At 61.8% G+C, this 26,131-nt stretch carries 24 protein-coding genes; 10 read left to right on the plus strand and 14 right to left on the minus strand.

The window, feature by feature from the left end:
• Positions 1 to 41: 41 nt before the first annotated feature.
• Together LOKO_RS07685 and LOKO_RS19825 are read right to left on the minus strand one after the other, a co-directional pair.
• On the minus strand, positions 42 to 992 hold the full coding sequence (locus LOKO_RS07685; RefSeq protein ID WP_066447240.1) for a sensor domain-containing diguanylate cyclase: 951 nt from the start codon (positions 990 to 992) through the stop codon (positions 42 to 44).
• Between the two features lie 912 nt (positions 993 to 1,904).
• Positions 1,905 to 2,159 (minus strand): TRAP transporter large permease subunit, encoded by a 255-nt coding sequence (locus LOKO_RS19825; protein ID WP_083517492.1) that lies wholly within the window; start codon positions 2,157 to 2,159, stop codon positions 1,905 to 1,907.
• Positions 2,160 to 2,351: 192 nt separating this feature from the next.
• Between LOKO_RS19825 and LOKO_RS07690 the strand changes: the two genes are divergently transcribed.
• Positions 2,352 to 2,816, plus strand: coding sequence for a YchJ family protein (locus tag LOKO_RS07690; RefSeq protein ID WP_066452274.1), 465 nt, complete (start codon positions 2,352 to 2,354; stop codon positions 2,814 to 2,816).
• 33 nt (positions 2,817 to 2,849) lie between these two features.
• Here LOKO_RS07690 and hutH read toward each other — a convergent pair whose 3' ends face one another.
• The 4 genes from hutH to hutI form a co-directional block, all read right to left on the minus strand.
• Complete coding sequence (gene hutH, locus LOKO_RS07695) at positions 2,850 to 4,397, minus strand: histidine ammonia-lyase (RefSeq protein ID WP_066447243.1); 1,548 nt, start codon at positions 4,395 to 4,397, stop codon at positions 2,850 to 2,852.
• A 322-nt stretch (positions 4,398 to 4,719) separates the two neighbouring features.
• Positions 4,720 to 6,414 (minus strand): urocanate hydratase, encoded by a 1,695-nt coding sequence (gene hutU, locus LOKO_RS07700; RefSeq protein WP_066447246.1) that lies wholly within the window; start codon positions 6,412 to 6,414, stop codon positions 4,720 to 4,722.
• 75 nt (positions 6,415 to 6,489) lie between these two features.
• Positions 6,490 to 7,479: a formimidoylglutamase gene (hutG, locus tag LOKO_RS07705; RefSeq protein WP_066447254.1), complete on the minus strand. Its 990-nt coding sequence runs from the start codon at positions 7,477 to 7,479 to the stop codon at positions 6,490 to 6,492.
• Positions 7,472 to 8,722 carry an imidazolonepropionase gene (hutI, locus tag LOKO_RS07710; RefSeq protein WP_066447258.1) on the minus strand — a complete coding sequence of 417 codons (1,251 nt, stop codon included), beginning with the start codon at positions 8,720 to 8,722 and terminating at the stop codon, positions 7,472 to 7,474. Before hutI ends, hutG begins: the two co-directional genes overlap by 8 nt.
• 350 nt (positions 8,723 to 9,072) lie before the next feature.
• Between hutI and LOKO_RS07715 the strand changes: the two genes are divergently transcribed.
• Entirely contained in the window at positions 9,073 to 10,404 is a 1,332-nt protein-coding gene (locus LOKO_RS07715; RefSeq protein WP_066447260.1) for a YjiH family protein, read from the plus strand.
• Between the two features lie 100 nt (positions 10,405 to 10,504).
• On the opposite strand, the gene hutC is transcribed toward LOKO_RS07715, so the two are convergent.
• Entirely contained in the window at positions 10,505 to 11,221 is a 717-nt protein-coding gene (gene hutC / locus LOKO_RS07720) for a histidine utilization repressor (protein WP_066447263.1), read from the minus strand.
• 165 nt (positions 11,222 to 11,386) lie between these two features.
• On the opposite strand from hutC, the gene rluF reads away from it, so the two are divergent.
• A complete protein-coding gene (gene rluF, locus LOKO_RS07725) occupies positions 11,387 to 12,406 on the plus strand; it encodes a 23S rRNA pseudouridine(2604) synthase RluF (protein WP_066447266.1) in 1,020 nt (339 codons plus the stop codon).
• A gap of 78 nt (positions 12,407 to 12,484) precedes the next feature.
• Here the strand turns inward: rluF and LOKO_RS07730 are convergent, their stop codons facing one another.
• From LOKO_RS07730 to LOKO_RS20500, 6 genes are all read right to left on the minus strand, one after another.
• On the minus strand, positions 12,485 to 12,784 hold the full coding sequence (locus LOKO_RS07730) for a hypothetical protein (RefSeq protein WP_144439634.1): 300 nt from the start codon (positions 12,782 to 12,784) through the stop codon (positions 12,485 to 12,487).
• A 96-nt stretch (positions 12,785 to 12,880) separates the two neighbouring features.
• Positions 12,881 to 13,600: a glycosyltransferase gene (locus LOKO_RS07735; RefSeq protein WP_083517705.1), complete on the minus strand. Its 720-nt coding sequence runs from the start codon at positions 13,598 to 13,600 to the stop codon at positions 12,881 to 12,883.
• Positions 13,601 to 13,612: 12 nt separating this feature from the next.
• Positions 13,613 to 14,848, minus strand: a complete 1,236-nt coding sequence (locus LOKO_RS07740; protein ID WP_144439635.1) for a hypothetical protein — start codon at positions 14,846 to 14,848, stop codon at positions 13,613 to 13,615.
• A complete protein-coding gene (locus LOKO_RS18745) occupies positions 14,841 to 15,935 on the minus strand; it encodes a glycosyltransferase (protein ID WP_083517493.1) in 1,095 nt (364 codons plus the stop codon). The genes LOKO_RS07740 and LOKO_RS18745 overlap by 8 nt, the downstream gene beginning before the upstream one ends.
• Positions 15,936 to 16,265: 330 nt before the next feature.
• Complete coding sequence (locus LOKO_RS07755) at positions 16,266 to 16,691, minus strand: pilus assembly PilX family protein (RefSeq protein ID WP_066447280.1); 426 nt, start codon at positions 16,689 to 16,691, stop codon at positions 16,266 to 16,268.
• 711 nt (positions 16,692 to 17,402) lie between these two features.
• Positions 17,403 to 17,771 carry a prepilin-type N-terminal cleavage/methylation domain-containing protein gene (locus tag LOKO_RS20500; protein ID WP_417935384.1) on the minus strand — a complete coding sequence of 123 codons (369 nt, stop codon included), beginning with the start codon at positions 17,769 to 17,771 and terminating at the stop codon, positions 17,403 to 17,405.
• Positions 17,772 to 18,257: 486 nt separating this feature from the next.
• Here LOKO_RS20500 and pilB point away from each other — a divergent pair, with 486 nt between their 5' ends.
• The 7 genes from pilB (at position 18,258) to LOKO_RS07790 (ending at position 24,465) form a co-directional block, all read left to right on the plus strand.
• Entirely contained in the window at positions 18,258 to 20,036 is a 1,779-nt protein-coding gene (gene pilB, locus LOKO_RS07765) for a type IV-A pilus assembly ATPase PilB (RefSeq protein WP_066447286.1), read from the plus strand.
• A gap of 105 nt (positions 20,037 to 20,141) precedes the next feature.
• On the plus strand, positions 20,142 to 21,374 hold the full coding sequence (locus LOKO_RS07770) for a type II secretion system F family protein (RefSeq protein WP_066447289.1): 1,233 nt from the start codon (positions 20,142 to 20,144) through the stop codon (positions 21,372 to 21,374).
• Between the two features lie 264 nt (positions 21,375 to 21,638).
• Entirely contained in the window at positions 21,639 to 21,830 is a 192-nt protein-coding gene (locus tag LOKO_RS18755) for a DUF2283 domain-containing protein (RefSeq protein ID WP_083517494.1), read from the plus strand.
• Between the two features lie 12 nt (positions 21,831 to 21,842).
• Positions 21,843 to 22,691 (plus strand): prepilin peptidase, encoded by an 849-nt coding sequence (locus tag LOKO_RS07775; protein ID WP_066447292.1) that lies wholly within the window; start codon positions 21,843 to 21,845, stop codon positions 22,689 to 22,691.
• Positions 22,692 to 22,713: 22 nt separating this feature from the next.
• Complete coding sequence (gene coaE / locus LOKO_RS07780; protein ID WP_066447295.1) at positions 22,714 to 23,331, plus strand: dephospho-CoA kinase; 618 nt, start codon at positions 22,714 to 22,716, stop codon at positions 23,329 to 23,331.
• Positions 23,332 to 23,365: 34 nt separating this feature from the next.
• Entirely contained in the window at positions 23,366 to 23,593 is a 228-nt protein-coding gene (gene yacG / locus LOKO_RS07785; protein WP_066447298.1) for a DNA gyrase inhibitor YacG, read from the plus strand.
• Positions 23,590 to 24,465 (plus strand): DNA replication terminus site-binding protein, encoded by an 876-nt coding sequence (locus LOKO_RS07790; RefSeq protein WP_066447302.1) that lies wholly within the window; start codon positions 23,590 to 23,592, stop codon positions 24,463 to 24,465. The genes yacG and LOKO_RS07790 overlap by 4 nt, the downstream gene beginning before the upstream one ends.
• 239 nt (positions 24,466 to 24,704) lie before the next feature.
• On the opposite strand, the gene trhP is transcribed toward LOKO_RS07790, so the two are convergent.
• Entirely contained in the window at positions 24,705 to 26,123 is a 1,419-nt protein-coding gene (gene trhP / locus LOKO_RS07795) for a prephenate-dependent tRNA uridine(34) hydroxylase TrhP (protein WP_066447305.1), read from the minus strand.
• Between the last annotated feature and the right edge of the window lie 8 nt (positions 26,124 to 26,131).

Raw genomic sequence — 26,131 nt, forward strand, 5'->3', positions numbered from 1 at the left:
GCTAGGCGCTTTCCGAAAGCTGGCTGCGCACAGCCTGTTCATCACCGTGGGGCTTCATGCCTCGTGCAGTTGCGCCCGGCTGCCTTGGCAGCATAGAGGGCATCGTCGGCCCGCCCCATGACGGTTTCGATCGAGGCATCGTCAGGCGTAAGGCTCGCCACGCCAGCACTCACCGTGTACCGGATGCGACTCTCTCCCTCTTCTACAATCGCTTTCTCGGCATGACCGCGCAGGCGTTCGGCCAGTTGGAAGGCACCATCCGGGTCTGATCCAGGCAACAGCACGACGAACTCCTCACCCCCGAGACGAGCCAGGACGTCCGATTCGCGCAGCAATGTGGCAACGTCATTGCAGAAATTGATCAGTACCCGATCACCGGCGGAGTGTCCGAAGCGGTCATTGATTTGCTTGAAGTGGTCGAGGTCGAGCATGGCCAGGGAAAGCGACGTCCCGTACCTCCGGGCTCGAGCCACCTCTGCCCCGGATAACTCGAAGAAATGACGACGGTTTGCGACGCCCGTTAGAGGATCACGCCGCGCCAGAACCTCCAGCTTGCGCTCAACTTCCTTGCGCGGCGTGATATCACGAAAGAACCAGACTCGTCCCAGGTACCGTTTGTCATTACCCCAGAGAGCCTTGGAAAAGCGCTCCAGCGTGCGGCCATCTTTCAATGAAAGCTCGCAGTGGTCCTCCATTGAGGGATCGTCGTAAAGTTCCTGCGTGCGCTTTAGAAATGCCTCGGGCGCTTCGAGCCGGTCCATCGCTAGGGCCAACGGTGCCTGCTCGGAATACCCCGACAGGTTACCCCCATGGTCACCCGGCAACGCCTCAAGAGGAATATCGAACACCTCAAATAGGCGCCGATTGTGGGACACGATCATCCCCTGATCATCTACCACGAGGATGCCATCGGGTGAGGCCTCATGAATGGCCTCGATTAACGAACGATCAAAGTCGCGCTTGGTGGTGATTCGATGGAGATCCGCTGACATGGCAACCTCAGAACGGGGAGCAACAGTGCCCGGAGCCTTGCCCCACTTCGTTCAGCAGAAGGTCAGGCAACTTTTTTGGCCACCATTATTTTGAGTAGCCCCCAATCCCTTGTCGTTTGCACGGTCGATACGACGACTCGATGCGAAGCTCGATTCTAACACCCTGCCGAGTGTTCCGCTCCTGCAACTGCCCCTTCGGCCTCCTCCAAGGCGCCTGCCGGCGCCAGTCGCGATGCGGAGCAGCGCTCCAACAATGATTCTCTCTACCAACGCGGACTACACCGCTGTTGGAGTATCTTCAGCTCACGACTGGAGGCCGAAGGACTCCCGGCGGTGTTGCCGTGGCTAGCGAACACCGCGAACGCTGGCAGCCTCCTCCAAGGCGCCTGCCGGCGCCAGTCGCGATGGGAACCAGCGCTCCAACAATGATTCTCTCTACCAACGTGAACTACACTGCTGTTGGAGTATTTTTAGATCCGGTCCGACGCATCGGCGACTGGAGGCCGAAGGACTCCCGGCGGTGTTGGAAACGTTGCGGATATCGTCAGTGCTGCGGCCTCCGCCAAGGCGCCTGCCGGCGCCAGTCGCGATGCAAAGCAGCGCTCCAACAACGATTCTTTCCACCGGCGGTGCCACACCGCTGTAGGAGAAGCTTTAGCTCACGACTGGAGGCCGAAGGACTCCCGGTTGTGTTGCCGTGGCTAGCGAACACCGCAAACGCCGGCAGCCTCCGCCGGGCGCCTGCCGGCGCCAGTCGCGATGCAAAGCAGCGCTCCAACAACGATTCTTTCCACCGACGGTGCCACACCGCTGTAGGAGAAGCTGTAGCTCACGACTGGAGGCCGAAGGACTCCCGGCGGTGTTGCCGTGGCTAGCGAACACCGCGAACGCTGGCAGCCTCCGCCAAGGCGCCTACCGGCGCCAGCCGCGATGCAAAGCAGCGCTCCAACAACGATTCTTTCCACCGGCGGTGCCACACCGCTGTAGGAGAAGCTTTAGCTCACGACTGGAGGCCGAAGGACTCCCGGTGGTGTTGCNGAAGTGCCCGACCAATGCACTCGCCAAGCCAACGATTCGTTTTGATATACCGCCACGCTCCATGATGGATCCGGCCATCATGAATAAAGGAATGGCAAGTAGAGGGAAGGAATTAATGCCGGCCACCATGCGTGGCGGTCCTGGTTAGCAAGTGTAGAGTTACGTGTATCCTTGATTTCAAGGCAAGTGCGGTTGCCCAACAGGAACAGGAGTTCAACTTGTGCCAGGTCGGCAAGTTGCCTTCCAGTGTAGGAGAAGTGAGTCATGAGCCACAACAGCAGCCCGAGCGCCGCGCCTTCAGGGCATTTCGGCCTCGAATCAATGGACGTTAAGCCCTGCCCGTGCGGCAGTGGCAATGCTCTGGCAGCCTGCTGTGGTCGTTTCCACCGAGGCGAGCCGGCACCCCATCCCGAGGCATTGATGCGATCGCGCTATAGTGCCTTCGCCCTCGACCTGACCGATTACCTGCTGGCGACCTGGCATGCGTCGACGCGCCCGCAACATCTCGATTCGGGTGGCGCGACCCGCTGGGTGCGTCTCGAGGTGCTGGATGCGAGTGAGGAGGGAGAGGGGGACTCGGCCCGCGGCCGAGTGCATTTTCGCGCCACCTTCCGTGAAGGCGGACGCTGGGCAGTTTTGGAGGAGAACTCCCGCTTCGTGCTGGAGGCAGGGCGCTGGGTCTACCTCGATGGCAGCCCCAGCGTGACCCGCCTGAAGCCGGGCCGCAACGACCCCTGTCCTTGCGGCAGCGGTGGCAAGTTCAAGGGCTGCTGCGGGCGAGGATGACGCTGACGCCCTTCGAGAGCCCGTCTGCTCAGCTCAGTGGCTGGGCAGCAGCGACACTGGCACCAGCGCATTGAGGGTACGTGTCTTCAACAGCTCGGTCGCGGCTTCGATATCCGGGGCGAAGAAGCGGTCCTTGTCATAGTAGGCGACTCGTTCGCGCAGGGAGCGGCGGGCCCTTTCCAGCGGCTCGGTGGTGGCCAGGTGCTGACCGTCCGCTGACTTGCGGAACTCGAGTCCCTGGCAGGCGGCGAGCCACTCGATGGCGAGAATGCCGCGCACGTTGTCGGCCATTTCCCACAGGCGCTTGCCGGCAGCCGGGGCCATGGAGACATGGTCCTCCTGGTTGGCCGAGGTGGGCAGGCTGTCGACGCTGTGGGGGTGCGACAATGCCTTGTTTTCACTGGCCAGGGCCGCTGCGGTGACCTGGGCGATCATGAAGCCGGAGTTGATCCCGCCGTTCTCCACGAGGAAGGGCGGCAGCTGGGACATGTGCTTGTCCATCATCAGCGATACACGGCGCTCGGTCAGCGAGCCGATCTCGGCGATGGCCAGGGCCAGGTTGTCGGCGGCCATGGCCACCGGTTCGGCATGGAAGTTGCCGCCGGAGATGATGTCCCCACCCTCGACGAACACCAACGGGTTGTCCGATACCGCGTTGACCTCCACCGCCAGCACCTCGGCGGCCTGGCGCAGCTGGGTCAGGCAGGCACCCATTACCTGGGGCTGACAGCGCAGCGAGTAGGGGTCCTGCACCTTGTCGCAGTCGGCATGGGTATCGCTGATCGTGCTGCGCTCGCCCAGCAGGTGGCGGTACGCCGCCGCGGCATCGATCTGGCCAGGCTGGCCGCGTGCCTCGTGGATCCGGGCATCGAAGGGGGAGCGCGAGCTGAGGGTTGCCTCCACCGTCAGTGAGCCGCACACCGTGGCCGCGGCGAACAGGTCCTCGGCTTCGAACAGCCCCTTGAGCGCATAGGCGGTGGAGACCTGGGTGCCGTTGAGCAGTGCCAGGCCCTCCTTGGGGGCCAGGGCCAGTGGCTCGAGGCCGGCGATGGTCAGTGCTTCCGTGGCGGAGACCCACTCACCCCGGTAGCGCGCCTTGCCCTCACCCAGCAGTACCACGCTCATATGGGCCAGGGGCGCGAGGTCGCCCGAGGCGCCCACCGAGCCCTTTAGCGGAATGTGTGGGTAGACCTCGGCATTGACCAGTGCCAGCAGGGCGTCGAGCACCTTTCGGCGAATGCCCGAGAAGCCACGGGCCAGGCTGTTGACCTTGAGCACCATGATCAGGCGTACCAGGGCATCGTCCATGGGTGCGCCGACACCGGTGGCGTGGGATAGCACCAGGGAGCGCTGCAACTCTTCCAGGTGCTCCTTGTCGATGCGGGTCTGGGCCAGCAGGCCGAAGCCGGTATTGATGCCGTAGACGGTACGGTCTTCCGCCACCACCTGATTGACGCAATCGACGGCGCGTTGGATGGCCTGGTCGGCACTGGCCGGCAGGCTGACCGTCAGCGGCGCTTCGAACACCTGGCGGGCCTGGGCCAGGGTCATCTTGCCGGGGTGGATCTCGAGATGAGTCATATAGGGGATTCCTGTCTGCCACTTGGGCTTATTTCATTGCCTTGCTGGATTGGATCTCTTCCGGCGGCAGACCTTCGAGGAGGCGCTATGAACCCCTCCCTTGGCGCTACCGATTCCTTCCCTGGAATCGGGCCTCCTCTTCGGTCTGCCCCGGCGCTCAGCGCGTCGGGCGCTGGTAGCTCGCGCCGAGCTGATCTGTCGACAAGCCTTCGCGAGGGCGCTGTAAACCCGTCCCTGGGCGCTACTTTTGCCATCCATGGCAAAAGACCCTCGCTTCACCTTGTCCCCAGCGCTCAGCGCGTCGGGCGTTGGTGTGGTGCGCTTATTTCTCCAGCATCGGCAGGGCGAGGCCGGTGTCGCGGGCGCACTGCTTGGCGATATCGTAACCGGCGTCGGCATGACGCATCACCCCGGTGCCCGGATCGTTGCGCAGCACCCGGCCCAGGCGTGCGTGGGCATCTTCGCTGCCGTCGGCGACAATCACCACCCCGGCATGCTGTGAATAGCCCATGCCCACGCCGCCGCCGTGGTGCAACGAGACCCAGGTCGCTCCGCCGGCGGTATTGAGCAGGGCGTTGAGCAGCGGCCAGTCGGAGACGGCGTCGCTGCCGTCCATCATCGCTTCGGTCTCCCGGTTGGGGCTGGCCACCGAGCCGGAGTCCAGGTGGTCGCGGCCGATGACGATGGGTGCCTTGAGCTCACCCGTGGCGACCATCTCGTTGAAGGCCTGGCCCAGGCGGGCGCGATCCTTGAGGCCCACCCAGCAGATCCGCGCCGGCAGGCCCTGGAAGGCGATCCGCTCCCGGGCCATGTCGAGCCAGTTGTGCAGGTGCGGGTCGTCGGGGATCAGCTCCTTGACCTTCTGGTCGGTCTTGTAGATGTCTTCCGGGTCGCCGGATAGCGCCACCCAGCGGAACGGGCCGATGCCCTGGCAGAACAGCGGGCGGATATAGGCCGGTACGAAGCCGGGGAAGTCGAAGGCGTTCTCCACGCCCTCTTCCTGGGCCATCTGGCGGATATTGTTGCCGTAGTCGAAGGTCGGCACGCCCATCTTCTGGAAGTCGAGCATGGCCTGAACATGCACCGCCATGGACTGTTTTGCGGCCTTGACCACGTCGGCGGGTTCGGTCTTGCCCCGGGCCACGTATTCGTCCCAGCTCCAGCCCGACGGCAAATAGCCATGCAGCGGGTCGTGGGCGCTGGTCTGGTCGGTGACCATGTCCGGGCGCACGCCACGCTTGACCAGCTCCGGCAGGATATCGGCGGCGTTGGCGCACAGGCCGATGGAGACCGCCTTGCCCTCGGCGGTGTAGCGCTCGATGCGTTTGAGTGCGTCGTCGAGATCGCTGGCCTGCTCGTCCAGGTAGCGGGTGCGCAGGCGGAAGTCGATGCTGGTCTGCTGGCACTCGATATTCAGCGAACAGGCCCCGGCCAGGGTCGCGGCCAGGGGTTGGGCGCCGCCCATGCCGCCGAGGCCGGCGGTGAGGATCCAGCGCCCGGCCAACTTGCCGTCGTAGTGCTGGCGCCCGGCCTCGACGAAGGTCTCGTAGGTACCCTGGACGATGCCCTGGGAGCCGATGTAGATCCACGAGCCGGCGGTCATCTGGCCGTACATCATCAGGCCCTGCTTATCCAGCTCGTTGAAGTGCTCCCAGTTGGCCCAGGCCGGCACCAGGTTGGAGTTGGCGATGAGCACCCGCGGCGCGTCCCTGTGGGTCTCGAACACGCCCACCGGCTTGCCCGACTGGATCAGCAGCGACTGATTGTCCTCCAGGCGCTTGAGGGTGTCGACGATGGCGTCGAAGCACTGCCAGTCCCGGGCGGCACGACCGATGCCACCGTAGACCACCAGGTCCTCGGGGCGCTCTGCCACGTCCGGGTGAAGGTTGTTCATCAGCATGCGCATGGGGGCTTCGGTGAGCCAGCTCTTGCAGCTGAGTTCGGTCCCGGTGGGGGCGGCGATCCGGCGGCTGGGGTCGTGACGGGGGTCGGTTGTGGGGGCCTGGTGGCTGTTCATTGTCGTCTCCTGTCTATTGTCGTGACGTTTCGTGTCTCTTGGGTCTGATGCCTGGCCTTATGCCCTCAGGCCGGATCAGGGTGCGAGCGTCAGTTGATGGATCAGCCGCGCTGCCGCCTTGGCGGTGCGGCCGTCGATATCGAAGCCTGGGTTCAGTTCGGCCAGGTCGACCAGGGCCAGCTTGTGGCTATCGCGTACGCGCACGGCCAGGCGCTCCAGCAGGGGCAGCGATACACCATGGGCGGCGGGGGCGCTGACACCGGGGGCTTCGCTTGCCGGCAGCACGTCCAGATCGATGGTCAGGTAGATCCGGTCGCAGTCGGCGATAAAGGCGTCGAGTTCGTCGCCGATGCCGTCGAGGCTCGCCGCGGTGATCTCGTGATCCTCGCGCACCAGCACGCCGAACTCGGCGGCGCGCTCGAACAGGGCCGCGGTGTTATTGGCCCTGCTCACGCCGAGGCAGGCGTAGCGGAACGGCCAGCCGCGGCGCTCGCATTCGTCGGCGATCTGGGCGAAGGGTGTGCCCGAGGAGCCGCGCTGGCCTGGGGTGAGAAGCGGGTTGCGAAGATCGAAGTGCGCGTCGAGGTTGATGATGCCGATGACCGGCGCCGTCTTGCCGGACGCCGCGTTTTCCAGGTGACGAGCCAGGCCCGACCAGCTGCCATAGGCCACTTCATGACCGCCACCGAGCACCACCGGCAGATGACCGGCGTCGAGCAGCGCGGCGGCCCTCCCGGCGAGCCGCGACTGAGCGCTTTCCATGCCGTCGTCGCTGCCATGGGGGTGGCAGACCACATCGCCGGCATCGAAGGCGGACGCACCATGGTGCCAGGCCAGGTTGGCCAGCGCCTTGCGTATGGCGCGGGGGCCGCCAGCGGCGCCGATGCGCCCGTGGTTGCGTGCCACTCCGGCGTCACAGGCGAAGCCGAGCAGGGCGATGCCGGCAGGAGCGTTCGCCGCCCGGCTGCCGGTGGGCAGGGGTTCGATCACCTGATGCCAGCGCAGGCTGTTCGGCTCCGGGTCCTCACGCCCTGCCCAGGGCGACATATCGATCCACTCAGACATGGCGGCGTTCTCCTTCGTCTCGTTCCAGTTCACAGACGCGACCCGCGAATACCCGTTGGCGAAGGCGGCCGGGCTGTATGGCATAGGCGAGGGCGGCGGGGGTGTCGACGTGCCACAGGCAGAGGTCGGCCGGGGCGCCTTCCTCGATTCGACCCAGCCGTTCTTCATGAAACCCTAAGGCCCGGGCGCCATGGGCGGTCATGCCGGCCAGCGCCTCCCGTGGCGTCAGCCGGAACAGGGTGCAGGCGAAATTGAGCATCAGGGTGGGGTTGAAGATCGGCGAGCTGCCCGGGTTGGCATCGGTGGCCACCGCCATTGGCACCCCGGCGGCCCTCAACGCCGCGATGGGGGGCAGCCGGGTCTCCCGCAGGGTGTGGAAGGCGCCGGGGAGCAGCACGGCGACACTGTCGGCCTCGCGCAGGGCTTCCACACCGGCTTCGTCGAGAAATTCGATATGGTCGGCGGAGAGCGCCCCGAAGCGCGCCGCGGCGGCACTGCCACCCAGGTTGGAGAGCTGCTCCGCATGGGCCTTGATCGACAGGCCGTGGGCCTTGGCAGCCGCGAACACCTGCTCGCATTGGGCAACGGAGAAAGCGATCTTCTCGCAGAACACGTCTACTGCGTCGGCCAATCCTTCGGTGGCGGCGGCAGGGATCATCTCGTTGCATACCAGGTCGATATAGCCGTCGCTGTCGTCCCTGAATTCCGGGGGCAGGGCATGGGCGCCGAGCAGGGTGGTGACTACCCGCACCGGCAGCTCCTGGCCCAGGCGACGTGCCACGCGCAGCATCTTGAGTTCGTCGGCAACGGTGAGGCCGTAGCCGGACTTGATCTCCACGGTGGTGACGCCATCCCGCATCAGCGCCTCCAGCCTCGGCCGGGCGGCCTCGAACAGCTCGGCTTCGGTGGCTGCCCGGGTGGCGTTCACCGTGCTGAGGATGCCGCCGCCGGCTCGGGCGATCTCCTCGTAGCTGGCGCCTTCCAGGCGCTGCTCGAATTCATCGGCTCGAGAGCCGCCGAATACCAGATGGGTGTGGCAGTCGACCAGGCCAGGGGTCATCACGCCGCCGCGGGCCATCTCCTCACAGCCGGCTGCGGTGGCCTCGTCGAATTCGGTCATCGGCACGACACGACCGATACGGTCGCCTTCGACCATGACCGCCATCGGCTCGGGCAGAGTGTCGACGCCATCGAAGAGGATGACGTCTCGCCAGAGTTTGCGCTTTTGCGGGGTGCCGGTCATGGGGCCTCCTGCTGATGATGGTCGATGTAATGTATATACATTTAAACGATGGCCGTCCTCGCGTCAAGCATGGCGGAGCTATTCCGTGGTGTTGCCGGTTCACGGCGCACGGTCTCTCCTTTCGTACTGCAGCTAAGTTTATATTAATAAAGAAAAAATACTGGATTTATGCGCTTGGGGCTCTACTTGTGTCCGATAACTCTACGACGAAAGTATAGGCGTGATTCCGCGGGTTGTCCTGGCTGGGCGATTCATCTTATTGTATATACATTAATGACAGGCCGTATCGACACCCGACCGGCACCGTGGCGTGTCACGACATTCCGACGACAACAAGAGGAGGGGATTCCATGACGATCCCTCAGCAGGCGGCACAGAGTCGCCGTCGACCATCGCTGATGACCGTACTCAAGCTGTTCATACCCAGTGCGCTGGGTATCCTGATCTTCTTCGTGCCGGTGACCATCGGCGAACGAACGACCATCCTGCTGGACCACATGGTCACCGGGGCGCGTACCCTGTTGGGGGACTTCAGCGGCTTCTATGCCCTGGCGCTGATCGTTGCCGGTGCCGTCTACCCCCTGGCCAAGGGCTACTGGAATCGCAGCCTCACCGAGCGCATCTTCACGCTGCTCAAGCTGGCCGGGGTGGCCGCGGCACTGATGGCCATGACAGGCTGGGGGCCTGGCTTCCTGCATGAGCCCGACATGCTGCCGTTCCTGTTCGAGCGGCTGGTGATTCCCGTCGGGCTGATCGTGCCCATCGGTGCCGTCTTCCTGGCGCTGTTGATCAGCTATGGCCTGCTGGAGCTGATCGGTGTGCTGGTGCAGCCGGTGATGCGGCCGATCTGGCGCACTCCCGGGCGCTCGGCCATCGATGCCGTGGCATCCTTCGTCGGTAGCTACTCCATCGGCCTGCTGATCACCAACCGGGTCTACCAGGCGGGGCAGTACTCGGCCAGGGAAGCCGCGATCATCGCTACCGGCTTCTCCACGGTCTCGGCCACCTTCATGATCATCGTGGCGCGTACCCTCGACCTGATGAGCGTGTGGAATCTCTACTTCTGGCTGACGCTGTTGATCACCTTCATCGTCACGGCGATCACCGTGCGCCTGCCGCCCCTGCGTGGCATGGACAACAGCAAGAGCGATGGTGAACCCGAGTCGATACCGGGAAAGCGGCTCTCTACTGCCTGGCATACCGGCCTCGCCGTTGCCGAGAAGGCTCCCAGCCTGCCCAGGAGCGTGTCGATCAACGTGCGAGAAGGTCTGGTGATGGCGATCAGCATCCTGCCGTCGATCATGTCGGTGGGGCTGTTGGGCCTGCTGCTGGCCAAGTACACGCCGCTGTTCGAGTGGCTGGGCTGGCTGTTCTATCCCTTCGTGGCCATCTGGGGGCTGGACGATGCTGCGGCGCTCTCCCAGGCGGCGGCCTCGGGCCTGGCAGAGATGTTCCTGCCCGCGCTGCTGATGGCGGAAGCCGATTTCGTGGCGCGCTTCGCCGCCGGGGTGGTGTCGGTCTCGGGGGTGCTGTTCTTCTCCGCCTCGATTCCCTGCATCCTTTCCACCAGCATTCCGCTCTCGGTGGGGCGCATCGTGGTGATCTGGTTCATTCGCGTGGCGCTCAGCCTGCTGCTCGCCGTGCCGGCGGGCTACCTGGCACTGGCCGTGTCAGGCGGTTAGGCGGTTAGCCGCTTGCCGCTTTCACCAACGCGGCCGGCCATGCCGGCCGCGTTGCGATAAGCGTATCGAAGGTGGGTTAGAGCTTGGGGTCCAGGTACGATCAGGAGCCATTGCGATGCACCGACGAGCGCAGCTTGTAGCGCTCGCCGGGGTGGATCAGCCGGGCGTAGCTGATCAGATGGTCACCGGACCAGGTGCGGCGAATCATGCTCAGGCAGGGGCGGGTCGTGTCGGTGTCCAGATGGCGTGCAGTTGTTTCATCCACCAGCACCGCTTCGACCACGTGCTCGATATCGCTGATCGGGCAGGCCGCCACCAGCACCTCGTTGGGGGTGTGGCGCGTGAAGTCGGTATCGAGATAGTCCGGCACCCAGCGGGGATTGACGTAGCGATTCTCGAGCTGGATCGGCACGCCATTCTCGCAATGCACGATCAGGGTGTGAAAGACCCGCGTCCCCAGGCGTACGCCAAGGCGCAGCGCCACCTCATCATCGGCTTCAATCGCTTCGCTGCACAGGACCTCGTTACTGTAGCCATGGCCGCGGCTGCGCACCTCCTCGGCGATATTATGCACTTCCACCAGTGACGACTCCGCCTTGCGATCGGTGACGAAGGTGCCGAGTCCGGGCTGGCGAATGAGGTAGCCCTGCTGTACCAGGTCGCGTATTGCCTTGTTGGCCGTCATGCGGCTGACGCCAAAGTCACGGGCCAGTTGCTCCTCAGGAGGAATCTGGTGATGCGCCGGCCAGTCGCCGCCGTTGATCTTCTCCAGCAGGTGTTGCTGAATCTGCAGGTAGAGGGGAGAGGTGCTGCCCATGGTCGGCGAGGCGTCCTTTGTCGATTGGATCGTTTGACGGGGTATCGCTCAGTTTACCCTCCAGCGTGGGCTGACACACCCCATGATGAGCGTAACCCTTTCATCGATATGGCTTGCCATGCTTGAATGCCTCTCTGTCCCCGTGTTCTTTCTGGTAAGTGTGCCATGGCCTCCCGTTCTTCGACCCGTATCAACAAGTTCATCAGTGAAAGTGGCATGTGCTCCCGGCGCGAGGCCGACCGCTATGTGGAGCAGGGCAATGTCTTTCTCAATGGCAAGCGGGCCAAGACAGGAGACCAGGTGTTTGCTGGGGATGAGGTCAAGGTCAACGGCCAGTTGATCGAGCCCCAGGAAGACGAAGACCTTGTCTTCATTGCCTTGAACAAGCCGGTGGGCATCGTCAGCACCACCGAGCCGAGCGAGAAGGACAACATCGTCGACTTCGTCAAGCATGGGGTGCGTATCTTCCCCATCGGCCGGCTGGACAAGGATTCCCAGGGGCTCATCTTCCTGACCAACAATGGTGACCTGGTCAACAAGATACTCCGGGCCAGCAACAATCATGAGAAGGAGTACCGGGTCACCGTCAACAAGCCGATTACGGATGACTTCATCGTGGGCATGAGTTCCGGTGTGCGTATCCTTGGCGAGGTGACGAAGCCGTGCAAGGTCGTCAAGGAGTCGACCTTCGTTTTCAACATAACGCTGGTGCAAGGGCTGAATCGCCAGATTCGGCGCATGTGCGAAAAGTTCGATTACGAGGTCACCCGGCTCGAGCGAATCCGGATCATGAATGTGTCCCTCAAGGGGCTGGCGCTTGGGGACTGGCGCGACCTGACCGAGAAAGAGATCGACACGATCAATGCGCTGACCGAAAGCTCGGCCTCTGATGCCGAGGGCAGGAAGTCTTCGGCGGCCAGGGCGCCGGGCAAGCGCAAGACAGCCAAGGTAGCAAAGGGGGGAGCGGCCGCGAGCAGGCGTGCCAGCCAAGGCAAGGCAACCTCGAGCGGCCGGACCACAGGCAAGGGGGCCAAGGCCAGGTCGTCAACAGGTGGAAGCGCAGGCAAGGGGGCCGGGCCGAAGCAGAAGGCCAACGCCCGAAAGCAGAAGTCCCTGAAGCCCAGGTCAACCGGCGGCCAACCGGGAAAGCCAGGCAGGCCACGCCGGGCGAAGCCGGGGCGCTAGGTCCGCCGAAGGCAGTAGAGCGAGCAAGGGAGGGGCCCAATGCAGGGAAGCACTGAAGCCAGGGAAGCTGGACCGCGGTTAGCGTCCGGTGGGCGGATGCACTCCCTGGACGTGCTGCGTGGCTTTGCCCTGCTCGGCATCCTGGTCATGAATATCCAGGCCTTCGCCATGCCAATGGCGGCCTATGCCAATCCCACGGTGTGGGGCGACCTGAGCGGCGCCAACTTTGCGGTCTGGCTGCTCAGTCATCTGTTCGCCGATGAGAAGATGATGGCCATCTTCTCGATCCTCTTTGGTGCTGGCATGGCCCTGTTCCAACCGGCGCTGGGCACCGTCGGCACTGACTGCGGCCGAGACGAACACGAACAGGGGGACCACCTGCAATACCCAGGTGAGTACGCCGGCGCCTCAGCAGGGCCGAACTGGCCGACCACGCCGCCGAATGGGACGCCACTTCGCACTTCCCGGTCGAGGTCATTCGACGCGCCGGTGAGGCAGGTTCGGGTCATGGGGGCCAACGGCGATGAAACGCGCCTCAGGAAACTCAGCGCGAAGTTGACGCGCCGCTTCACAAAACTCAGCTACGCCTTTTTCCGTCAACAGCCGACCGATGAACAGAAAGGTAGCCGGTCCATCGGGCAGTGGTTCACGAGAGAATCGCTGCATATCGACACCTGAGCCATAAGTTCGAACTGCCTTGCTTCGATCCTTGAGCATGCTGCGATCGATGAACTCCTGGAGATCGTCAGGGTTCTGGAAGAACACCTTACGGTTGGCAGCAAGCCCGCTGCGGTAAAGCAGCGCGATGACTTTCTGAAGCCGCCGATTACGCGCATTCTCGGTAGTGAACACATGGCCAAGCCCGGTGATCATGGAGTAGATTTGCGGCACACCGGCCATACGCGCTGCCAGACTGCCGTAGACCACCGGCTTGATGGTGTAGCCAAACACAGCATGAGGGCGCACACGGCGTAGCAGCTTGCGCAGAGCCAGCAGGTATTTCAAATCGTGCAGCGGATTAATTCCGGTGCGACCCATCTCCACTGGATAGATCGTAATCCCCAATTCCTCCACTTCAGGCAGGTAATCCGCGGTGGGCACCGCAGCGGCCACGTCCAGGCCGGCGGCGCGCATATCGCGAATGAGATCGGCCCGGTTGGCAATCAGCGAGCGAGCATTTCCAGCAAGAATCATCACCTTCAAGAGTCACTTCCTTTTGAATCGAACTCGAAAACTAGTGAATGACGAAGCAGCCAAAATTACGAAAAGCCCCAGCAGTTTCGTCTTGTGGCGGATCGCCGTGCCAACATTGGTGACGCCGATGGCAAACACAAAGGTGACGGCGCCAAAAATGAACAGCAATGCGACACATTCCTCACGCGCCTTGAGCTGAGGCCAGCCACGGTAAACCCGCCAGGCAAGGAACCAGTACAGCACCGAAGAGACAAGACCCAGCAGGTGCCTTGGACTACGGATATCCCAGGGAAAGGGAGAAAAATGGAAATAGACTACTCTTGCCGGTATTAACCAAGGTTGCGTGTAGGGATTGCCCTGAGCGATGAAGCCAGGGTAGGCAGACCCTCCCAAGGCTTCTCGAGAGAAACGCTGTTCAATAGCACCACCTATACCTTCCTCACTAGCTCCTCCTACTTCGATTCCCTTTCCCAGGTTAATCCCCCCACCGACTGTAACCATGCCGAGTGAAAAGGCCAGCATTCCAATCGAAAGCAGCATCTTGAAAGCATAGAGCCGGGTGACTAAGCGCGGACGGTCTATAAACAGATTGCGATACAGAAAGTAGAAAAGATAAGCCGCTACGCCTATGAAAGCCGACACCCACCCTGGATGAAGCAGAACCGCAACACCGAATAAAAGACCGCCCCAAAGCAAACCCAAAAGTGATTTACCTGCCACCCAACGTACATAGAAGTAGAGTCCCATCAGGAAAAACATGATGGCGACTTCTTCCCTCATGGCCAGAATCGAGTTGAACGCACCAAACGGGTAGAGCGCCATGATCAAAGCAGCAACGACTGCGGCACGCTTTCCCCACAGCTGGTAACTGATGATCCCTGTAACGGCTACAACCACGTGCCCAAAGAAGAAGTTGGTAGAAAGCAAAAAGAGCGATGATTCTCCAACAACTTTCTGAATAACTCCGCCGAGCCAAGCATAATAACTAGAGTGCCAGAGTGGTATATTATCAAAAAGGGATTGCCAATCTCTACTGGCATAATGTTGAGCATGACTGACAAAGCGTGCAGCATCTGCAGTAGCTCCAGGGGGCCGAAAAATGCGTGTATAGTCCAGGGCAAAAAGAAACAGTCGAAAAGTGTAAGCGATCAGGAGCGGCCAGAGAAGCCAACGATGGCGCGTACCCATCCAGAGACAATATACAGCTGTGAGAACAAAAAGAATAAAGACGAAAGTAATCTCAGGCATGGGAAACCAACTGATGAGTAAGGCGATCGTAGAGTCCTAGATGGCGCTCCACGGCATTATCCACCGTGTAGTGTCCAGAGTTTTCTAGAGCGTTCTTGTGAAAACTCAAGCGAAGAGAATCATCGACAATAATACGTTTCAGCTTCTTGGTATAATCATCGAGCTCTGCCTTGGCCACTAGACCGTTGCCCACTCGATCCACAATCTCCGCACATCCGCCGACGTCCGTAACAAGCACGGGGAGACCAGTTAATGTTGCCTCAATCTGAGCGATAGGCAAACCTTCCCACGCGGATGACATGACAAAAACATCGGAATCATGCAATAGCTGTTTGACATTATTACAGTTACCAATAAAATTAACATTACCCTCAATACCAAGTGAACTAGCTAAATCCTGTAGCTCGGTTTTCTTTGAACCTTCTCCCGCGACTGTCAATGAATAATCAAGATCAGCAAGGCGTGACAGGGCATTCAGTAATAGCGAATGATTCTTCTGCTCGCCGAGCGTGCCCACACATACCAACTTGATTCGAGAGCTTGTGCGATATTCCCGCTTTGGAATGATGCGTGTCAATGCCACGCCATTGTCGATTCTTACAACCTGTCTGCGTGTGACATGGCTGAGCAGTGTTTCGCATGCTTCGCAGATACCGACATAGGCCTTGGTATTTACATCCAGAAGGCGATATAGCCAAGCAGAAGCCTTTAGCTTGATATTATGATGGGTATACACATGAGGAACACCCAACTGAGGCAGGGAGAACAAGGCGCCGTAATACAGATGCGAGTGAATCACGTCAGGACGAAACCGACGGCAAAACCGAATAAGGCCCAAGCAGCCCTTGAAGGGATTCTTGCGGCACTCGCGTCCAAGGAAGCCATAATCAATACCACATTGATCCAGTTCAGCAAGGAATGACACTTCAAATTCCAGGTCACGTCCTGTTTCAGAAGCTCGATCAAGAAACACCAAAAAAACTTTGTGCCCTTTTCCAGCCATTGCCTTAGCCAAGTCTTTTACGTATACTTCCGCACCTCCAGAGGCAGCTGAAGATACAACATGCATTATTTTGAGACTATTCATATTGAAAACACATTTATATAGAACCTAGACATAAGAGGCAAACATAATTTTGGATAATAATCAAAATCTTTATAAATCAGGATTCCAAAATTTCTCCACAACAGAAGCCAATTCGCGAAGTCTTACCATAAAGGTGATCGAAGTAGATAGCCGGCCAATTCGGATCGGTGTTGCCATGCTCATCCGTTGCCCCGATTCGCGAATTGTGAAAGGAGGGCCACTGAATATCCACATCTGCGGCAATGCCACCAATAAAGTTTGTCGCAGCCAGGCCGCTGGGTGAAAAAAGCGGATCAAGGGCCATCAAGGCTGAATATACAGCCGGGTTGTTTACGTGGCCGGCCTGCCCTTCAATAAGAACACGGGGAGCATCGCCGTTGTCCTCATCCCGGCAGGGGAACAACCATGCCTTCCAAGCGCCAGGTTTAACGGGCTCACGGAGTCATCCTCCCAGCCAAACTCACCGCGGCACGCCGACCAGTTGGCTTGCGGGACTTGCAACCCGTCGTGGAAGGGAAGGTTAGCGAGAACGGATGTCACGTTGCCGGGAGTCGTTTGAAGTTGCTGCAGATAGTTGGTTAGCTCAACGGCGGCGGATTCGGCGGCCATCTGCGCCTGAGCCGCCGAACGGTAGTTACCCGCCAGCCTCTCCTTGATCAGGCTACCCTGCATGGTCGACAGGCCCACTATCAGTGAGGAGGTCATAAGGACCAGCACCACTACCAGGGCAGCTCCCTGCTGTCCTGAGCCCGCCATCCTCACCTCCGCTGTGACGCAATGGTTACATTTATGCACGCAACATTACGCCAAACGGCCAGAAAGGTCCATAACATGGAGGTGCCCATAATGCCTGCAGCGGCCACAGCCTTCCTTGTGGCCCTTCAGGGCCATATTTTCTGCCTGGCGGTAGCTGATGTCTTCTAGCTCGAAGGTATCCAGATCGACTAGTCGCTAGAGCTCGTAGGCATGCCCCATCCACTCCACGAAACCGACTTTATGCTCGCCTCGGAAAAATATGCAGACAGGCCTGCTATTTAACAGACCCCCAAATAGCCGGGTCTGTTTTCAAGCATTAGAGAATAAATCGTCATATATAGTGCAGCAGCAGGCTAGTAGTCACACCGCTAGCCTCTCGTTACAGGCTACCCTGCATGGCCGACAGGCCCACCGTCAGCGAAGAGGACATCAGGATCAGCACCACCATCAGGGCAATGCCCTGCTGCCTTGAGTCCGCCATCAACACCTCTGCTGGGACACACCAATTACATTTAAATACGGAACATTACATTATAGGCCCGAAAAATCCATAGGCAAGGCGCAAGGTAAGAGTTTGAGGCTTGCCAGCAGATTAGCGTCACATTGGTAATGCACGAGGTTTAGCGGCCGGTGCCATCACCGGCCGCTTAGCGTTTCCAGTTTATTATACTGAAAAACCAGTATGCTTTCTCTGGGCGCTATTGCAAAGACTCAAGGGAAGTCTACCGGGCCACCACGAGAAGTTTCAACTCCGGTAATTGCAATCGGACTATCAAGAAAATCATCTGGACTAGGTGTATTCCCAGTACAAGCCGAAAAGGCAAAATCGAGATCTGCCCAAGCAGTAGTGCCATCCACAGCGTCCTCACCAAGCGCGTTCTCCGCAGCTACTACATTCCGGGCAGAAGCAAGCTCAGAGCTACATGCGTTCTCCGCTGCTGTATCAAGGTAATTGTTATACTGCGGTATCGCAATCGCCGCCAGAATGCCGATGATCGCCACCACGATAAGCAGCTCGATCAGGGTGAAACCGCCCTGGCCCTTCCTGGCTGCCCGCTGGTTCTGCATTTCTTTCGTCATGTTCATCACCTAATCCCCTGCTCTGTTGCCCGGTCGTGGCTTTGGTTCGTTGTCTCGGCCCTTAGGAGATGCCGATGGAAGCAGTCGCTTCCTTGTATCGCTGTCTAGCTACCTGCTGTCTTTCCGATCGCAGTCTTTCAAGCGGCAGCCTTGCCTGGCTGCCTGGCTGCCTGTGCGGCGGTGTCGCCCGGTTACGGCGACGCTGCCCTGCAGCCGGGGCGAATGCCACTTTTTGGACCGATTTGGCGTATCGCTACAGTCCCTGATTTCACGCCCCTGCCACTTACACTAAATTACACTTTAGCATCCTGCAAGCACTACATACGTCTGCCTCAGTATCTTAGCTAATGATAATGTACCAGCAAATTAATATCAGGGTTAGCCAGGCGTGAGATCACCACTGTGATGGCTAGTAGTAAAGGGCTAGTATACTGGTAATTTCTATATCGCTTGCCACCCGCCAAGCGGGCCAACGACAGAGGCGCCATGAACAGTAATCGCCCCTTCTCGGAAGCCGGCACCGCCGACGATTCCACCAATCCGGACCAGGCCGCCGAGGGCCTGCGCGGCCTGGCACGGCGGCTGGTGGAGTACGGCCTGCTGTCGCGTGCTGCGGCCGAGCGTGCCGAACACGAGGCCCGCGAGTCCGAGGTGACGCTGCTTCAGCATGTGATCGACGCCGGCATGGTCACCGCCCGCGATGGCACCCTGTGTGCCGCCTGGGAGTATGGCCTGCCCATCGTCGACCTGGACGCCCTGCGCCTTTCCAGCCTGCCGCCGTCCACGGAGTATCCCGAGAAGCTGCTGCGCAAGCTGTGCGTGGTGCCGCTGATGCGGCGCTCCCACCGCCTGACGGTGGCGGTGCCCTATCCCTCGACCCTGGCCAAGCTCGATGAGCTGCAGTTCGCCACCGGGCTTGGCATCGAGGCGGTGCTGTGCCCCGTCGACCAGCTGCTTCCGGTGCTGGAGGCCTACCTGGCCCAGAACGACACCAGCATGATGGACGACCTGACCGGGGTCGACGACGCGGTCAGCGAGCTGGAGTTCGACGAGGGGGTGGACCTCACCGAAGAGTCGAGCCAGGCCGCCCATAGCGGCGCCGACGACGCGCCGATCGTCAAGTTCGTCAACAAGATCCTGCTCGACGCCATCCGCCGCGGCGCCTCGGACATTCACTTCGAGCCCTACGAGACCAGCTACCGGGTGCGCATGCGCATCGACGGCATGCTGCTTGAAGCGGCGCGCCCACCCTTCTCCATGCGGGCGCGCATCGCCGCGCGCCTGAAGGTGATGTCGCGGCTGGATATCTCAGAGCGCCGCCTGCCTCAGGATGGCGCCATCAAGCTCAAGGTCTCCAAGACCCGCTCCATCGACTTTCGCGTCAACTCGTTGCCCACCGTCTACGGCGAGAAGATCGTGCTGCGTATCCTCGACCCCGCCTCGGCGCAGATCGGCATCGATGCGCTGGGCTTCACGCCGGAGCAGCGCGGACTCTACGAAACGGTGCTCGACCATCCCCAGGGGATGATCCTGGTCACCGGCCCCACCGGCAGCGGCAAGACGGTGACGCTCTACACCGGCCTGAACATCCTCAACGAGGTGCAGCGCAATATCTGTACCGCGGAGGATCCGGTGGAGATCAAGGTGCCGGGGGTCAACCAGGTCAACGTGCTGCCCAAGATCGGGCTGGACTTCGCCAGTGCCCTGCGCGCCTTCCTGCGCCAGGACCCGGACGTGGTGATGGTGGGCGAGATCCGCGACCTGGAGACCGCCGAGATCGCGGTGAAGGCGTCACAGACCGGGCACCTGGTGCTCTCCACGGTCCACACCAATTCGGCGGCGGAAACCCTGACCCGCCTGGCCAACATGGGCGTGCCGCCCTTCAACATTGCGAGCTCCGTCAGCCTGATCATCGCCCAGCGCCTGGCACGACGGCTCTGCAAGCAGTGCAAGCAGCCCGCTGAGATCCCCCGGGAGGCGCTGCTGCGCGAGGGCTTCACCGACCTGGAAGTGGGCAGCGCCACCGTTTACGAGCCGGTGGGCTGCATGCACTGCACCCACGGCTACAAGGGCCGCGTGGGTATCTACGAAGTGGTGCCGGTGAGCAGTGCGATGAGCCAGCTGATCATGCGCCAGGGCAACTCCATGGATTTCGATCAGTTGGCCCGCCAGGAGGGGCACCCCGACCTGCGTAGAAGCGGCCTGCTGAAGGTGATGCAGGGGATCACAAGCTTGACGGAGGTCAATCGCGTAACAAAAGATTGAGTCGGCTCACACTAAACCAACTGACAAACCAGCCGATGTAACAGTTGATAGCGGGATGCCAATAATCAACCAGTACCATAATTTCCATACGCAGCAGGAATCCACATGGCAACCAAAACCGCGAAAGCGCCCCAGAAGTTGAAGCTCTACCGCTGGAACTGGTCGGGCAAGGGGCCGGGTGGCCGGCTGGTGCGCGGCGAGGTGGTGGCCGCCCACAAGGCCGAGGTGGAGCGGGAGCTGGCCAATCAGAACATCATCGTCAAGAACGTGCGCCGCAAGGGGGGCCTTGGCGGCGGCATGGGCAAGATCAAGCCGCGGGACATCATGCTCTTCGCCCGCCAGATGGCGACCATGATTCGTGCCGGCGTGCCGGTGCTGCAGGCGTTCCAGGTGGTGGCAGAGAGCATTCGCAAGCCGGCCATGAGCGCGGTGGTCCAGCAGATGATGAACGAAGTGGCGGCGGGGTCGAGCTTCTCCCAAGCGCTGCGCCAGCATCCCGAACAGTTCGACAATCTCTTCTGCAATCTGGTGGAGGCCGGCGAAAGCTCCGGTTCACTGGACCGAATGCTCGAGCGGATCGCCACCTACAAGGAGAAGATCGAGTCGCTCAAGGGGCGCGTAAAAAAGGCGCTGTGGTATCCCATCGCGGTCATCGCCGTGGGCATCGGCGTCACGGCGCTGCTGCTGATCAAGGTGGTGCCCCAGTTCGAAAGCCTGTTCCATGGCTTCGGCGCCGAGCTCCCGGCCATGACCCGCATGACCATCGCCATGTCGGAATTCGCTCAGCAGTACTGGCTGTGGGGCATCGGCATCGTGGTGGCCTTCGTCTACCTGATGCGCCAGGGCATGAAGCGCTCAGAGGCGTTCGCCTATCGCATGCACAAGCTCTCGCTGAAGATCCCGGTGATCGGCGACATTCTCGACAAGTCGTCGGTGGCGCGCTATTCACGCACCCTGGCCACCACCTACGGCGCCGGCGTGCCCATGGTCGAGGCGCTGGACATCGCCGCCGGCGCGGCAGGCAACCTGGTCTACGAACGCGCCACCCGGCAGATCCGCGAGGATGTCGCCACCGGCCAGCAGCTGCACTTCGCCATGCGCCTGACCGAGCAGTTCCCCGCCCTGGCGGTGCAGATGGTGGGCATCGGCGAGGAGTCCGGCTCGCTGGACGCCATGCTCAACCGCGTGGCCGACTACTACGAGGAGGAGGTCGACAACAAGGTCGATGCCCTCACCTCGCTGCTGGAGCCCCTGATCATCGTGGTGCTCGGGGTGCTGGTCGGCGGCCTGGTCATCTCCATGTACCTGCCCATCTTCGAGCTCGGCACGGTGTTGTGAGTGAAGCACTGTATTGCCAACGGTTTGCACGCCATGTGCATGTTACGCGTCATGCTCGCGAGCGTATGGCTGAGCGCAACATACCTGAAGCCTTACTACTCGAGTTGCTGGATATCGGAGATACTCGATATAAGGATTCCATGCGGCTCTGGATTGCCATCAGCGCGCCGATAGGCAAGACAACATGATTTGTGCGGCAGTGGTGCTCGAAGATAGACTCGTCGTAAAGACGATCATGCACCACTTCAGCTGGGAGGAGTAACAGTGCGAACCACTTACGACGAAGCTGATGACATCCTTGTACTGCATCTATCAGAAAAGCCTATCGTAAAGGAAGTGTCACAGGACTGGCATACGCACGTTAGCTATGCCGATGATGGCAGTATAGTGGAAGTGGTAATTCTCGATGCCTCCAAGCAAGGCGCCTGGCCCTTGCTGAAAAGTGAGGCAGCTTGATAAGGAATTATTTTGACTGACCTTCCCCCCGCCCTTCTCTGGCCCTTGGTGGCCTTCCTGGGCCTGTGTCTGGGCAGCTTCCTCAACGTGGTGATCGTGCGCCTGCCGGTGATGCTGATGCTGGGCTGGCGAGCCGAGGCCCGCGAGGCGCTGGAGCTTCCCGATGAAGAGCGGCCCCGCTTCAACCTGATGGTACCGCGGTCGATCTGCCCGAGTTGCGAAACGCCCATCGCCTGGCACGACAACCTGCCGGTGATCGGCTGGCTCAAGCGCCGTGGGCACTGCGCCTACTGTGAAGCGCGCATCAGCCCACAGTATCCCCTGGTGGAGCTGGCCGGCGGCGCCCTGGCGCTGGCGGTGCTGGCGCTGCACGGCCCCACCCGGCAGGGGCTGTTCATCTTCGGCGCCTGCCTTTCACTACTGGCACTGGCGGTGATCGACCTGCGCACCCAGCTGCTGCCGGACATCCTTACTCTTCCGCTGCTGTGGGCGGGGCTGCTCTACCAGCTGCTGTTCCAGCCGCTGCTACTTTCCGATGCGGTGATCGGCGCCATGGCAGGGTATCTGTCGCTGTGGAGCTTCTACTGGTTGTTCAAGCTGGTGACCGGCAAGGAGGGCATGGGCTTCGGCGACTTCAAGCTGCTGGCGGCGCTTGGCGCCTGGATGGGCTGGCATTATCTGCCCATGGTGCTGATCCTATCCGCCGGCGTCGGTGCCGTGGTCGGTATCCTGGTGCAGCTGGCCATGCCTAGACTGCGCGGGGCTCCGATGCCCTTCGGCCCCTTCCTGGCCATGGCCGGCTGGATCGCGCTGCTGGTCGGCGAGCCGCTGATGGCGCTCTACTACGGCATGATGTTTTGACCCGCTCACAGGGAGTGTGAATGTGATCATTGGCGTAACCGGCGGTATCGCTTCGGGCAAGTCCACCGTGGCACGGGCCTTCGCGGCGCTGGGCGTGCCCTGGGTGGATGCCGACGACGTGGCACGCGAGGTGGTCGAGCCCGGCGAGCCGGCCCTGGCCGAGATCGCCGAGCGTTACTCCCGAAAGGAGGGCTCGCGGGTGCTGCAGGAAGACGGCCGCCTTGACCGCCGGGCGCTGCGCGAGATCGTCTTTGCCGACCCGGCCGAGCGGAAGTGGCTGGAGTCGGTGACGCACCCCCGCATTCGGCAGCGTCTCGTTGCCCACCTGGAACGGCTGCAGGCTGAGGGCGCGCCCTATGTGCTGCTGGTCTCGCCGCTGCTGTTCGAGTCGGGCCAGAGCGAGATGGCCGACCGCTGCCTGGTGATCGACGTACCGGAAAGCCTGCAGATCGCCCGTACCGCCGCCCGTGACGATGTCGATGAGAACCAGGCCCGCGCCATCGTCGCCGCGCAGATGCCCCGCGCCGAGCGCCTGGCCAGGGCCGACGACGTGATCGACAACGGCGGCGATGAAGCCCGACTGAAGGCCCAGGTAGCCGAGCTGGATCGGAAGTATCGTGAGCTGGCCCGAGAGCGCTAGAATGTCCCTATACTCACCAACGCCTAACGGATTCATGAGCCAATCGAACCAACGCCCCCTGAAAGTCGCCTGTCCCCAATGCAAGACCAAGGTGGAGTGGAGCGAACAGAACCCTTACCGGCCCTTCTGCAGCGAGCGGTGCAAGATGCTCGACCTGGGTGCCTGGGCCGACGAGTCCCACCGTATCGCCGGTGAGCCGGCGATGGACGAGCACAACATCGAAGAGTGGCTGGCCCGGGCCGAGCGAGGCGACGACCGGTGAGCCCGGCCGCGGCACCCTCCTACCGCCTGCTGGCCGAGCTGGAAGCGGCCTTCGATGCGTTGATCGAGCGCAGCGAGGAGCTGCTGGCGGCCTACAGCCGCTCGCCCGCCGAAGCCTGGGCATTCCAGGCCGATGCCAGCGAGGCGTGGTTGCGCCGTGCTCTGCTCGACTTCTGGTATCAGGACGGCCAGGACGGACGTACCACCCGCAGTCATGTGGGGCTGGTCGCCGCCGATGACATCCTGCTGGAGAAGGTCGCCGCGGTGAACGCGGCAAAGGCCGAATTCGCCACACAGCTGGCCCATATCCGCGACAATCACCCGCCGCTGCTGGCCGAGGCCAAGGCGGTGCTGCCGTTCCGCCACCCCGAACTGCACGACCACCTGCGCGGCAGCGGCCTCGCCCGGCTGCACCTCAAGCAGTGCTGGCGGGCCATTCCCGTGGCCGAAGCGCCGGTGGCTCGTGTGCGCTTGGCATGGTATTCCAGCGGCCGCTCGATCAAGCGGCTCAGCGTGAGCGATGTCGAGAAGAAGCTAATGACGCTGGATACCGACGCGCCTCATGTACGCATACAGCTGCGCAAGCTCGCCGGCCTGCCCTCGAGCGAACCCCTCGCCCAGGTGCAGAGCCAGGCACCGCTGATGCGCGCCAACCTCTTCTACACCGAACCGCTGGACGACGGCCGCACCCGGCGCGCCATGAACGTCGCGCTGCCGCTCTTCCTGCCCGCCCCCCGCGGACGCCTGCCCGACCACAACCTGCCACCCGCCGCGCCACCCGAAACCCGCACCCGCGCCCGGCGCAGCGACGAACGCCTGGAAGACACCCCCTTCCTCCCCAGCCTGCGAGTGTTCCGCTACCGGAACCTGTGAAGAAGGATTGCCGCCTCCGCCAAGGCGCCTGGCGGCGCCAGTCGCGATGCAGAGCAGCGCTCCAACAGAACCCCACCATATGAGAAAAAGTTGTAGGAGAAGCTTTAGCTCACGACTGGAGGCCGAAGGACTCCCGGTGGTGTTGGAAACGTTGCGGAAATCGCCAGCGCTGCGGCCTCCGCCAAGGCGCCTGCCGGCGCCAGTCGCGATGCAGAGCAGCCTCCAACAAGGTTGGTAGCCTAGCCCAGATCCCGCATCAGCAGCGCGTATTCGATGCGCTCCGGTTCGATGGGTTCGCCGGGAATCGGGATGCGAACGATGTGGCCGGAGCCGGGGGCGGCACCGACGGATTCGCCGTTCTTGTTCTCGATGTGCTCGAGGGTGAAGCGGCGGTTGCCGCCGGGCAGCATCAGTTCCATGCCGTCGCCGACTTCGAAGCGGTTCTTGACGTCGATTTCAATGACGCCGCGGCCGGGGTCGTAGCCTATCACTTCTCCGACGAACTGCTGGTGTACGCCAACGGAGTTGCCCTGCTGGTAGTTCTGGTACTCGTCGTGGACGTGACGGCGGTAGAAGCCTTCGGTGTAACCACGGTTGGCGAGGTTGTCGAGTTCGTCCATCAGGCGCATGTCGAAGGGCCGGCCGGCGACGGCGTCGTCGATGGCGCGGCGGTAGACCTGTGCGGTGCGGGCGACGTAGTAGTGGGACTTGGTGCGCCCTTCGATCTTCAACGAGGTGACACCCATCTGGGTGAGCTGCGGCACGTGCTGGACAGCGCGCAGGTCCTTGGAGTTCATGATGTAGGTGCCGTGCTCGTCCTCGAAGACCGGCATCAGCTCGCCCGGGCGGGTGCGATCCTCTATCAGCGCCGAGAGTTCGTCCTGCCCTTCCACGCCGCCGGCGGTGGCGGTACTTTCGGCCACTTCCGCACTGCCGCCGCCGGAGGCGATCAGCCCACCCTGGTCCGGGGTCCACACTCCGCTACCGGCGTGGGCACGGGCGGAGTTGGCCGGCACCAGGTCGCCTGTCTCATCGTGGGAAGCGGCCACGGTGTTGTATTTCCAGCGACAGGCGTTGGTGCAGGTGCCCTGGTTGGGGTCGCGGTGGTTGAAGTAGCCGGAGAGCAGGCAACGGCCAGAATAGGCGATGCACAGGGCGCCGTGGACGAAGGTCTCGATCTCCAGGTCGGGGCATTCGGCGCGGATCTCGCCGATCTCGGCCAGCGACAGTTCCCGGGAAAGGATGATGCGGCTGATGCCCTGCTTCTGCCAGAACCGGGCCGCGGCGTAGTTGACCACGTTGGACTGCACCGAGAGGTGGATCTCCTGGTCGGGCCAGCGCTCGCGCACCATCATGATCAGCCCCGGGTCGGACATGATCAGCGCATCGGGCCCGGCTTCGATGACCGGCTCCATGTCGCGAAGGTAGGTCTTGAGCTTGCTGTTGTGCGGCGCGATGTTGGAGGCGACGTAGAACTGCTTGCCCCGCTGGTGAGCGTAGGCGATGCCCTTGTGCAGGTTGTCGACCTTGAAGTCGTTGTTGCGCGCGCGCAGCGAGTAGCGCGGCTGGCCGGCGTAGACGGCATCGGCGCCGTAGGCGAAGGCGTAGCGCATGTTCTTGAACGTCCCCGCGGGGGACAGCAGTTCAGGGGCTTTCATAAGGTCAC

The sequence above is a fragment of the Halomonas chromatireducens genome (assembly GCF_001545155.1).
Lineage (GTDB): Bacteria > Pseudomonadota > Gammaproteobacteria > Pseudomonadales > Halomonadaceae > Halomonas > Halomonas chromatireducens.